Origin of the sequence: Cohnella faecalis, from assembly GCF_003570905.1 — a bacterium.
Classification (GTDB): Bacteria; Bacillota; Bacilli; order Paenibacillales; family Paenibacillaceae; genus Cohnella; species Cohnella faecalis.
Window position 1 is genome coordinate 1 of the sequence record NZ_QXJM01000059.1, and the last position, 10,999, is coordinate 10,999.

The window sequence follows — 10,999 nt, forward strand, 5'->3', positions numbered from 1 at the left end:
AATGGAATTACTCATTAAAGAATTCCCTTCATTCCAATCAGATTTTTTCATTTCTAAAATTTGCAGAGAATAAAGTATATGAAATTATTTGAATTTTCTTCAGTTTTTTAACTCAATTAATTATTTTAGTATCAATTATTAAGTACTTATCCGAAACATATATTGTATTTAGCATTTTAGCAGTAATCGTAGGTGCACTGAAAGGAAACAATAAACTAATAACAGTTAATAAAAGAGTTTTACTAAATACTGAAATTGAGACCAGCTTAGTAAAACCTATGTACTATTATAACTTGCTTACTGGTGTGGATAGTCAGAAAGAAATAACACTATATTCACACACAATACTATAAACAAAAGTGGGCAAACGAGCGGGAACAAATAGACTCCAAAAAGATTCGCTTGGAAAAAATGGATAAATTCACCCATCTGGGTAAGGAAGTATTGACCATAGTTAATTCAGCAGTGGTTATTATTTTATTAGTTGTTCTCATAAATAAAGATTTAGTTTCGGTCGGAGACTATATTGCAGTTACTATGGCTGTTGCGATCATTATTAATTTCTCTAATTTAATTGAAGATTATATTAGGATGTTAGAAAATCTAAATTATTCTGTGAAAGCAAAACAAATGAAAGAGCAAATAGCTGAGAAGAGTATTATTAAATCCGCTCATGGAAAATCCCTTTTAGATTTCATGAACAAATTGATATATCCAATCTAAGTTTTACATACCCAAATATCCAAATTGAGTCTCTCTCAAAAACATTAATCTCACTATTAATAAGGGAGAATTAATAGCCGTACTTGGTGAGAATGGATCAGGCAAAACGACATTAGTCAAATTATTGCTTGGTTTATATAAGGTTGAATGCGACAGTATTTTCTACGATGGTATTCCAATAAACCAATTCGACGAGAATAGCTTGTACAATAATACGAGCGCTGTGTTTCAAGATTTCATTAAATATCAAACGAATGTTCGTGATAATATTGCGGTAGGCGATATTACATACGTTAATAATGACGAGAAACTAGAATCCGCACTAAATCGAGTGTTATTTGATAATCATTTTCCAGGTGGCTTAAATACGAAACTTGGATATATCGATCAAGATTCAACTAATCTGTCAGGCGGACAATGGCAGAGATTGGCCTTGTCTAGAGTGTTTGTCAAAGATAATCCGAGTTAATTATTTTCGACGAACCAACATCGGCTATGGATCTCTTTCTGAAATGCGTATTTTGAACGAAGTATTGAGATACTGCAAAAATACTACAACAATAATGATATCTCATCGAGTAGGAATCGCTAGAAAAGCTGATAAGATCTGCGTTTTACACAAGGCAAATAGTTGAGTTTGGAACACATGATGAATTAATAAAAAGTAAACGAAATTATTATGAAATGTGGATGTCACAAAAGGAATGGTATGAAGATGTAGAGGATAAAATTCCCGCTTCATAAATGAAGAAAATAATTGGAGGAACTCATGTGCAGGTTCAATTAGTTGTATGCGACAAAATAAAGATTGAAGAGAAACGTCATATACTAGGGAAGGTAATCAACTCAATCACCATACCGGTTTTTCCTATATAGTTAAATTTTCTGTATTTAATAAAAATCTCAAATATTCCAACGGATCAAGACGTGTTAACAGAATTTAAAGTTGTAAATGGCCTGGGTCAACAAATAAGTTCTCCAAGCAATTATGTACATAGAAACTATAGAGATTCGAACATATACCTGGTGTGGATCAAAATTTCGATTTTACATTATTAGTTGAGTGTGAAGAAAATTTTTTCTTGAATGTTTTATTAATGGCAACAAAAAGAGCTATTACCCAATATATAAGCCTCTGCTAAGAAAGGAGAACATCCTGTGACCCTTTTTTTAGGTGCTATCCTCTCATTTGTATTCTTTTCTTTCTTCATACTCTAAAATCACAAATATAAAAAACTTTCAAATGGAGATAGCATCATACGGGATTCACTTTATATGGATACCTATTATTTTCTTGGGCTATCCTGATATTTGAAATTGGGCTTTCTGTAGTATTTTTATCAAATGATACAATGGAAAACTGGAAACAAGTATTAGCAATAGCGTTTATAATTCTCCTTTCAGTATTCACTATTATTAAAAATGGAATTAAAACAATCAATGTAGTTGTTTTGGTATAAACCATCCACTGAGCCGGTTTCCAGTGCAACGTAATGCAGTAGTCCTGTTGTTATTAATCATTGATTTCTTTTTACCAAATGAAACAACTCCTTACATCTATCTATATCATCTGTTCTGGTTGTACTTTGCGTTACTTTTATTTTAGAAAATATTAAATTGAAAAACGAATTGTTTGAGGAGTTTTAGCATGAACGACATTTTATTGTTCACTTTAATCATAACTCTTGGAATTAACTTTGGAATATATTTTAGGCTGATTGCTAAAAAAAGATCAACAATAAATTACTTATTTTCAAAATTAAAACAAATTTTACCTGACAAGGCTTTTGAATCAATAATAATAATTAACTCAAGTATTTCTGAAGACATAGAAATATTACTATCTCATAAATCAGGGAGTTGGATCATACTGTATAATGGTCCTGATTGGTTGTTCAATATTAAAAAACGAAAATTCGGTGAACGATGCTTTTACTCAATGAAGTAATTAGCGACAGAAAAGTTTTCTTATTCAAAAATTCAGCAATTTTCCAAAGAAGGGTGGAAAATATTTGCACATTTCTGAAGTCGAACAATTTATAAAGTACTTACAATACAGTTACAGCAAAATTCCACATGAGTTAATGTTCTTGAAGTTACCTTTTCCTCTAATTCCAATCCTCTAAGGTTGATTTCAAAAAACTGCCGATCTTGAGTGTGAAACACAGTACTCGGAGGATCGACAGATAAAAACAATACATCGTCCATGTTTAACATGTGGCATGTGCCTTTGTCTTGACTTTTTTTTGAGATAACCGGAAAATTCATTGAATCATCCACGCTTACTATATAAGTTGAACTAAAGATTTTTGTCTAATTCTCCGACTCTAATCGAATATACAACCGGTCGATAATCATTTGCGGTTCCTTCATGATCTGTTCCATAAAGGCTTGTACGTTTTTTCTGATTTCGGCGACCGTGTGGTAGAAGACGTTGTTCACCACGTCCGACTTTAGCCATTTCCAGAGCCCTTCTACGATGTTGAGTTCAGGACTATAGGGAGGCAGGAAACAAGTTGCAGCCTGCCTTGCTGCTCCTCCAGGAATGGTTTGAGCAGTTTTGCATGGTGGGCTCGTGCATTATCCAGTACCATGACAATGTTGCCTTCAGGATAAGCTTTCATAACGACCTTCAGAAACGCCAGGAACTTTTCTGCAGTGTATTCCTCGTCTTCCTGCCATACAATTTGCCCGGTACCGTAATCAACCGTCGAAAAGAGTTTGACGCCTCGATGATTGCCAGTCGGTTTAATGCCCCGCTGCTTACCCTTGGCAAACCATGTATGCTGTAGTGCTTGATAATCGCGAATCATGGCTTCATCTTCAAACAATAAGTGATCAATTTCGCCATTCTCGTAATTTTTTTAACCTTGGGAAGGTCGTCTCGACAAACTCACTTTGTTTTTCTTTGTTAGCTGCCGCAAGGGTGTACGTTGGTTTGGTATAACTCATGCTTAGCCGCTGCATGAGCTTGGATGCGCCCCGAATGGAATAGCTGATCTCATATTTACGGTTGATGTATTCACAAATCAGTTCAAGCGTCCAACTAAATTTGGCCGTAAATCCGACCTCGTGTGGCACAGCGTCTATAATGGTCTGCTTCAGTCGATCTTGTTGTTCCTTCGACAGTTGCTCACGTCGTCCCGGTGCAAATTTGATTTGCAACGTATCCAAGCCAGATTCATGGTAGCATTGCAAATAAGTGCTTACCGTTCGTTCGGATCGACCAATGATCGTAGCGATTTGTAATTGACTGTATCCAAGCAGAGATAGTCGTACAATCTGATAACGTTCAAACATTCGCCGACTTTGTTCCGACTTTAGCCGTTTCTCTACATCCTCAAGAGCTTGATTTCTTTCCACGTAAGAAGAATTGCTCTAGTTCAACTTATATAGTCAATTTCATAAATCGTTTGGAGCCTGGGCAGTATTTGACCAAGATAAAGAGAGCTATAAATTAAGGGCAGTCATTGATTTAAGATAAGATTTCGGTATGGCCGAAAAGAGAAAAGAGAAAAGCCTTCGGCCCCAGTAGGGGCGAAAGGGCTGGACATTCCGCTTACTTGTAATTCCTTAATTAACTCGCACGATCCGCATCGATCTTTTTCAGGGAAAATATGATCGCTAATTTCTGTGATGGCCCATCCGCTTGGGATGCGGGAAGTCGATGTACCACAGAACTGTGCCTTTTGGAGCGCCGTTGATGCAAACAAGAGTGGAATAGCTTGGAGGAGCGTAAGCGTAAGGGTTGTATGGAGAGCCCTCTCGTTATGACCATCCGTCGGGAATGCGCGTATCCGTGACATGACTTTTGGTGGCAGGCCATTTGCTCCTCCGACATAAGTGATTTCCTTGTAATCTCTGAACGGAGAAGCGTACGTCGCGAGAAAATCGTTAGGGATGGTGTCATAGTAGCCGATTATTTTCGTGTAGCGTAGGCGTAGTTGCCGCATGGGTAACGTCCGCTGCCAAGCGGAATGCCAGCTGCGAGAGGTGCAGCGGAAAGAGACTACTGCAAACGAGAGAGAGTGCCAGTTTTTTTTGAACAACGTAAAAACTGCACTCTCTCTCGTTGCAGTAGGTCTTCTTTCCGCTGCACCTCTCGCAGCTGGCATTCCGGCTTGGCAAGCGGACGTTACCCATGCGGCAACCTACGCCTACGGCTACACGAAAATAATCGGCTACTATGACACCATCCCTAACGATTTTCTCGCGACGTACGCTTCTCCGTTCAGAGATTACAAGGAAATCACTTATGTCGGAGGAGCCAAATGGCCTGCCACCAAAAGTCATGTCACGGATACGCGCATTCCCGACGGATGGGTCATAACCGAGAAGGGCTCTCCATACAACCCTTACGCTTACGCTCCTCCAAGCTATTCCACTCTTGTTTGCATCAACGGCGCTCCAAAAGGCACAGTTCTGTGGGTACATCCGACTTCCCGCATCCCAAGCGGATGGGCCATCACAGAAATTAGCGATCATATTTTCCCTGAAAAAAGATCGATGCGGATCGTGCGAGTTAATTAAGGAATTACAAGTAAGCGGAATGTCCAGCCCTTTCGCCCCTACTGGGGCCGAAGGGCTTTTCTCTTTTCTCTTTTCGGGCCATACCGAAATCTTATCTTAAATCAATGACTGCCCTTAATTTATAGCTCTCTTTATCTTGGTCAAATACTGCCCAGGCTCCAAACGATTTATGAAATTGACTATATAAGTTGAACTAGAGCAATTCTTCTTACGTGGAAAGAAATCAAGCTCTTGAGGATGTAGAGAAACGGCTAAAGTCGGAACAAAGTCGGCGAATGTTTGAACGTTATCAGATTGTACGACTATCTCTGCTTGGATACAGTCAATTACAAATCGCTACGATCATTGGTCGATCCGAACGAACGGTAAGCACTTATTTGCAATGCTACCATGAATCTGGCTTGGATACGTTGCAAATCAAATTTGCACCGGGACGACGTGAGCAACTGTCGAAGGAACAACAAGATCGACTGAAGCAGACCATTATAGACGCTGTGCCACACGAGGTCGGATTTACGGCCAAATTTAGTTGGACGCTTGAACTGATTTGTGAATACATCAACCGTAAATATGAGATCAGCTATTCCATTCGGGGCGCATCCAAGCTCATGCAGCGGCTAAGCATGAGTTATACCAAACCAACGTACACCCTTGCGGCAGCTAACAAAGAAAAACAAAGTGAGTTTGTCGAGACGACCTTCCCAAGGTTAAAAAAATTACGAGAATGGCGAAATTGATCACTTATTGTTTGAAGATGAAGCCATGATTCGCGATTATCAAGCACTACAGCATACATGGTTTGCCAAGGGTAAGCAGCGGGGCATTAAACCGACTGGCAATCATCGAGGCGTCAAACTCTTTTCGACGGTTGATTACGGTACCGGGCAAATTGTATGGCAGGAAGACGAGGAATACACTGCAGAAAAGTTCCTGGCGTTTCTGAAGGTCGTTATGAAAGCTTATCCTGAAGGCAACATTGTCATGGTACTGGATAATGCACGAGCCCACCATGCAAAACTGCTCAAACCATTCCTGGAGGAGCAGCAAGGCAGGCTGCAACTTGTTTTCCTGCCTCCCTATAGTCCTGAACTCAACATCGTAGAAGGGCTCTGGAAATGGCTAAAGTCGGACGTGGTGAACAACGTCTTCTACCACACGGTCGCCGAAATCAGAAAAAACGTACAAGCCTTTATGGAACAGATCATGAAGGAACCGCAAATGATTATCGACCGGTTGTATATTCGATTAGAGTCGGGAGAATTAGACAAAAATCTTTAGTTCAACTTATATAGTAAGCGTGGATGATTCAATGAATTTTCCGGTTATCTCAAAAAAAAAGTCAAGACAAAGGCACATGCCACATGTTAAACATGGACGATGTATTGTTTTTATCTGTCGATCCTCCGAGTACTGTGTTTCACACTCAAGATCGGCAGTTTTTTGAAATCAACCTTAGAGGATTGGAAATTAGAGGAAAAGGTAACTTCAAGAACATTAACTCATGTGGAATTTTTGCTGTAACTGTATTGTAAGTACTTTATAAATTGTTCGACTTCAGAAATGTGCAAATATTTTCCACCCTTCTTTTGGAAAATTGCTGAATTTTTGAATAAGAAAACTTTTCTGTCGCTAATTACTTCATTGAGTAAAAGGCATCGTTCACCGAATTTTCGTTTTTTAATATTGAACAACCAATCAGGACCATTATACAGTATGATCCAACTCCCTGATTTATGAGATAGTAATATTTCTATGTCTTCAGAAATACTTGAGTTAATTATTATTATTGATTCAAAAGCCTTGTCAGGTAAAATTTGTTTTAATTTTGAAAATAAGTAATTTATTGTTGATCTTTTTTTAGCAATCAGCCTAAAATATATTCCAAAGTTAATTCCAAGAGTTATGATTAAAGTGAACAATAAAATGTCGTTCATGCTAAAACTCCTCAAACAATTCGTTTTTCAATTTAATATTTTCTAAAATAAAAGTAACGCAAAGTACAACCAGAACAGATGATATAGATAGATGTAAGGGAGTTGTTTCATTTGGTAAAAAGAAATCAATGATTAATAACAACAGGACTACTGCATTACGTTGCACTGGAAACCGGCTCAGTGGATGGTTTATACCAAAACAACTACATTGATTGTTTTTAATTCCATTTTTAATAATAGTGAATACTGAAAGGAGAATTATAAACGCTATTGCTAATACTTGTTTCCAGTTTTCCATTGTATCATTTGATAAAAATACTACAGAAAGCCCAATTTCAAATATCAGGATAGCCCAAGAAATAATAGGTATCCATATAAAGTGAATCCCGTATGATGCTATCTCCATTTGAAAGTTTTTTATATTTGTGATTTTAGAGTATGAAGAAGAAAAGAATACAAATGAGAGGATAGCACCTAAAAAAAGGGTCACAGGATGTTCTCCTTTCTTAGCAGAGGCTTATATTTATTGGGTAATAGCTCTTTTTGTTGCCATTAATAAAACATTCAAGAAAAATATTTTCTTCACACTCAACTAATAATGTAAAATCGAAATTTTGATCCACACCAGGTATATGTTTCGAATCTCTATAGTTTCTATGTACATAATTGCTTGGAGAACTTATTTGTTGACCCAGGCCATTTACAACTTTAAATTCTGTTAACACGTCTTGATCCGTTGGAATATTTGAGATTTTTATTAATACAGAAAATTTAACTATATAAGGAAAAACCGGTATGGTGATTGAGTTGATTACCTTCCCTAGTATATGACGTTTCTCTTCAATCTTTATTTTGTCGCATACAACTAATTGAACCTGCACATGAGTTCCTCCAATTATTTTCTTCATTTATGAAGCGGGAATTTTATCCTCTACATCTTCATACCATTCCTTTTGTGACATCCACATTTCATAATAATTTCGTTTACTTTTTATTAATTCATCATGTGTTCCAAACTCAACTATTTGCCCTTGTTGTAAAACGCAGATCTTATCAGCTTTTCTAGCGATTCCTACTCGATGAGATATCATTATTGTTGTAGTATTTTTGCAGTATCTCAATACTTCGTTCAAAATACGCATTTCAGAAAGAGGATCCATAGCCGATGTTGGTTCGTCGAAAATAATTAACTCGGGATTATCTTTGACAAACACTCTAGACAAGGCCAATCTCTGCCATTGTCCGCCTGACAGATTAGTTGAATCTTGATCGATATATCCAAGTTTCGTATTTAAGCCACCTGGAAAATGATTATCAAATAACACTCGATTTAGTGCGGATTCTAGTTTCTCGTCATTATTAACGTATGTAATATCGCCTACCGCAATATTATCACGAACATTCGTTTGATATTTAATGAAATCTTGAAACACAGCGCTCGTATTATTGTACAAGCTATTCTCGTCGAATTGGTTTATTGGAATACCATCGTAGAAAATACTGTCGCATTCAACCTTATATAAACCAAGCAATAATTTGACTAATGTCGTTTTGCCTGATCCATTCTCACCAAGTACGGCTATTAATTCTCCCTTATTAATAGTGAGATTAATGTTTTTGAGAGACTCAATTTGGATATTTGGGTATGTAAAACTTAGATTGGATATATCAATTTGTTCATGAAATCTAAAAGGGATTTTTCCATGAGCGGATTTAATAATACTCTTCTCAGCTATTTGCTCTTTCATTTGTTTTGCTTTCACAGAATAATTTAGATTTTCTAACATCCTAATATAATCTTCAATTAAATTAGAGATTACATTAATAATGATCGCAACAGCCATAGTAACTGCAATATAGTCTCCGACCGAAACTAGATCTTTATTTATGAGAACAACTAATAAAATAATAACCACTGCTGAATTAACTATGGTCAATACTTCCTTACCCAGATGGTGAATTTATCCATTTTTTCCAAGCGAATCTTTTTGGAGTCTATTTGTTCCCGCTCGTTTGCCCACTTTTGTTTATAGTATTGTGTTGTTGAATATAGTGTTATTTCTTTCTGACTATCCACACCAGTAAGCAAGTTATAATAGTACATAGGTTTTACTAAGCTGGTCTCAATTTCAGTATTTAGTAAAACTCTTTTATTAACTGTTATTAGGTTTATTGTTCCTTTCAGTGCACCTACGATTACTGCTAAAATGCTAAATACAATATATGTTTCGGATAAGTACTTAATAATTGATACTAAAATAATTAATTGAGTTAAAAACTGAAGAAAATTCAAATAATTTTCATATACTTTATTCTCTGCAAATTTTAGAAATGAAAAATCTGATTGGAATGAAGGGAATTCTTTAATGAGTAATTCCATTCTTGAATTTTGATCAATCATTTCCTCATCACTTTTTTTGAGAACCGTATACTCAACTTTACAGTTTGTAAGGAAGAAATAAAGTCAATTATTAGCTTTATTAATTGAAACCCTGCGATCGAACATATACTCAAAGTAATTATGTTTTTATTCATTTCAACTATGGAATTTAGTAATAACTTCGAAAAATAAATATTTGCATAGGAGTAAAATGCGCCTGTTAATGATACTAGTAACATTAACAAAACGGAAAACGGACTAACCTTGTATACCCTAATAAAAGATTCAATTATCATTTTAAGAACTTTAATAAAGCTCTTCATTCCTGTTGTTCTCCTTAGTTCTAATTAATGGCATCATAAGAGCCTTTATCATAGGAAGAGTATTAATAATTCCTGCGGTAATAACTTGCCCAACTGTATTGAGTACTAATTGAAATGGGACTAACTGGACTTTAATGCTGCTTTCAAGTTGATTTAATTGAAATGGATATAATTTCACACCTCTTTCATCAAGAAGTTTTGCATGTCTTAAAACTGGATTGTTGGGACTCTCAAAGAAAATTGCGTATGAATATTCCGGAAAATCATTTATTGTTTGTATAACAATTTCAGCATCGCAGACTTCGCAGTAAGAACTAAGAAAAAACATAACACTTCCATTTACTGTTTGTGATAACCAAGACAAATCAACTGGTTTTTCCTCTCGCATTAGGATAACATCGCTAGGTAAAAATGTACCCAACTCATAATCTACTCTTGAGGATTTCAAAAATTTTCTATGCCCTATATTGTTTTCTTCCATAAATAATCCCCCAGTGAATTTATTGGATGTTTCTTTCTAGGAGTGATACACGGACGAAGATATAATTATATTTATATGTGTAGAAATTTTAATCAATGAATTAGAGTCTTATAAATCCTTTAGGAGGCGCCTGATGGATTTAATGGAAGAGAAGAGTAAAAACTCTTCTCTTCCATTAAGAATGATCAATAATTAAGCGCAGCATCCGGCATTAATCTCGCAAGCACTTGTTGTAGCGACTCCATTTTTAGTACAAGTCATAGTCTTGTAAGATTTTAAAATCTTAGAGTAAGTTGAACTTCCCCAGGTGCAGGCACCACTGACACATGCATTACTCAAATCGGAAAGCGTCTGAGTATAAGTTGAATCTGGACAAGAGCACGCCATTTTTCTCACCTCCTTTCAGCAGTAACGATTTAAGTGCGTGTTGTTACGAGTTGAGAGAAATCAGATTTGTTATACACCACGCCGGATAGTATGATGTTACCGTCTACCACTAAAATCATATAGGGCAACCTATTTATTCCGAATTGAAGTTCCATTCCGCTTTGATTTAAATGTACAACTGGAAATTCCCAGTTGAAAAATATTTCGACATCTCTTGATTGTCTTCATTATCCCCTGTAGA

11 protein-coding genes and 1 pseudogene are annotated in these 10,999 nt (G+C 36.3%); 5 read left to right on the forward strand and 7 right to left on the reverse strand.

Going from position 1 to position 10,999, the window contains the following annotated elements; genetic code table 11:
- Positions 1–402: 402 nt before the first annotated feature.
- From D3H35_RS29280 to D3H35_RS29290, 3 genes are all read left to right on the forward strand, one after another.
- Positions 403–723 (forward strand): hypothetical protein, encoded by a 321-nt coding sequence (locus D3H35_RS29280; protein WP_147355984.1) that lies wholly within the window; start codon positions 403–405, stop codon positions 721–723.
- Between the two features lie 43 nt (positions 724–766).
- On the forward strand, positions 767–1,192 hold the full coding sequence (locus D3H35_RS35230) for an ATP-binding cassette domain-containing protein (RefSeq protein WP_411675193.1): 426 nt from the start codon (positions 767–769) through the stop codon (positions 1,190–1,192).
- Positions 1,193–2,371: 1,179 nt separating this feature from the next.
- Positions 2,372–2,671: a hypothetical protein gene (locus tag D3H35_RS29290; protein ID WP_119152603.1), complete on the forward strand. Its 300-nt coding sequence runs from the start codon at positions 2,372–2,374 to the stop codon at positions 2,669–2,671.
- Positions 2,672–3,036: 365 nt separating this feature from the next.
- Here the strand turns inward: D3H35_RS29290 and D3H35_RS29295 are convergent.
- Positions 3,037–4,023: pseudogene (locus D3H35_RS29295) on the reverse strand (IS630 family transposase).
- Between the two features lie 741 nt (positions 4,024–4,764).
- Between D3H35_RS29295 and D3H35_RS29305 the strand changes: the two are divergent.
- The gene (locus tag D3H35_RS29305; RefSeq protein ID WP_119152605.1) at positions 4,765–5,253 is read left to right on the forward strand and encodes a hypothetical protein; all 489 of its coding nucleotides are present in this window, start codon (positions 4,765–4,767) and stop codon (positions 5,251–5,253) included.
- Between the two features lie 275 nt (positions 5,254–5,528).
- Positions 5,529–6,531 (forward strand): IS630 family transposase gene (locus D3H35_RS29310; RefSeq protein ID WP_267901423.1). Its coding sequence is split into 2 segments (ribosomal slippage): positions 5,529–5,972 and positions 5,974–6,531, totalling 1,002 coding nucleotides; the frame shifts between segments, so codons are not numbered across the junction.
- Between the two features lie 221 nt (positions 6,532–6,752).
- Here D3H35_RS29310 and D3H35_RS29315 read toward each other — a convergent pair.
- The 6 genes from D3H35_RS29315 to D3H35_RS29345 form a co-directional block, all read right to left on the reverse strand.
- Entirely contained in the window at positions 6,753–7,187 is a 435-nt protein-coding gene (locus D3H35_RS29315) for a hypothetical protein (protein ID WP_119150610.1), read from the reverse strand.
- Between the two features lies 1 nt (position 7,188).
- Positions 7,189–7,677: a MauE/DoxX family redox-associated membrane protein gene (locus D3H35_RS29320; RefSeq protein WP_119150609.1), complete on the reverse strand. Its 489-nt coding sequence runs from the start codon at positions 7,675–7,677 to the stop codon at positions 7,189–7,191.
- A 16-nt stretch (positions 7,678–7,693) separates the two neighbouring features.
- A complete protein-coding gene (locus D3H35_RS29325) occupies positions 7,694–8,068 on the reverse strand; it encodes a hypothetical protein (RefSeq protein ID WP_147355882.1) in 375 nt (124 codons plus the stop codon).
- A 27-nt stretch (positions 8,069–8,095) separates the two neighbouring features.
- The gene (locus tag D3H35_RS29330; RefSeq protein WP_119152606.1) at positions 8,096–9,124 is read right to left on the reverse strand and encodes an ABC transporter ATP-binding protein; all 1,029 of its coding nucleotides are present in this window, start codon (positions 9,122–9,124) and stop codon (positions 8,096–8,098) included.
- Complete coding sequence (locus D3H35_RS29335) at positions 9,121–9,588, reverse strand: hypothetical protein (protein WP_119152607.1); 468 nt, start codon at positions 9,586–9,588, stop codon at positions 9,121–9,123. The genes D3H35_RS29330 and D3H35_RS29335 overlap by 4 nt, the downstream gene beginning before the upstream one ends.
- Positions 9,589–9,873: 285 nt before the next feature.
- A complete protein-coding gene (locus D3H35_RS29345; protein WP_119150606.1) occupies positions 9,874–10,371 on the reverse strand; it encodes a hypothetical protein in 498 nt (165 codons plus the stop codon).
- Between the last annotated feature and the right edge of the window lie 628 nt (positions 10,372–10,999).

What these genes read in the sequence shown, in the direction of transcription:
- D3H35_RS29290 (WP_119152603.1), top strand. Translation starts at nt 2,372, where the DNA reads ATGAACGACATTTTATTGTTCACTTTAATCATAACTCTTGGAATTAAC.
- D3H35_RS29315 (WP_119150610.1), bottom strand. Translation starts at nt 7,187, where the DNA reads ATGAACGACATTTTATTGTTCACTTTAATCATAACTCTTGGAATTAAC.
- D3H35_RS29335 (WP_119152607.1), bottom strand. Translation starts at nt 9,588, where the DNA reads ATGATTGATCAAAATTCAAGAATGGAATTACTCATTAAAGAATTCCCT.
- D3H35_RS29345 (WP_119150606.1), bottom strand. Translation starts at nt 10,371, where the DNA reads ATGGAAGAAAACAATATAGGGCATAGAAAATTTTTGAAATCCTCAAGA.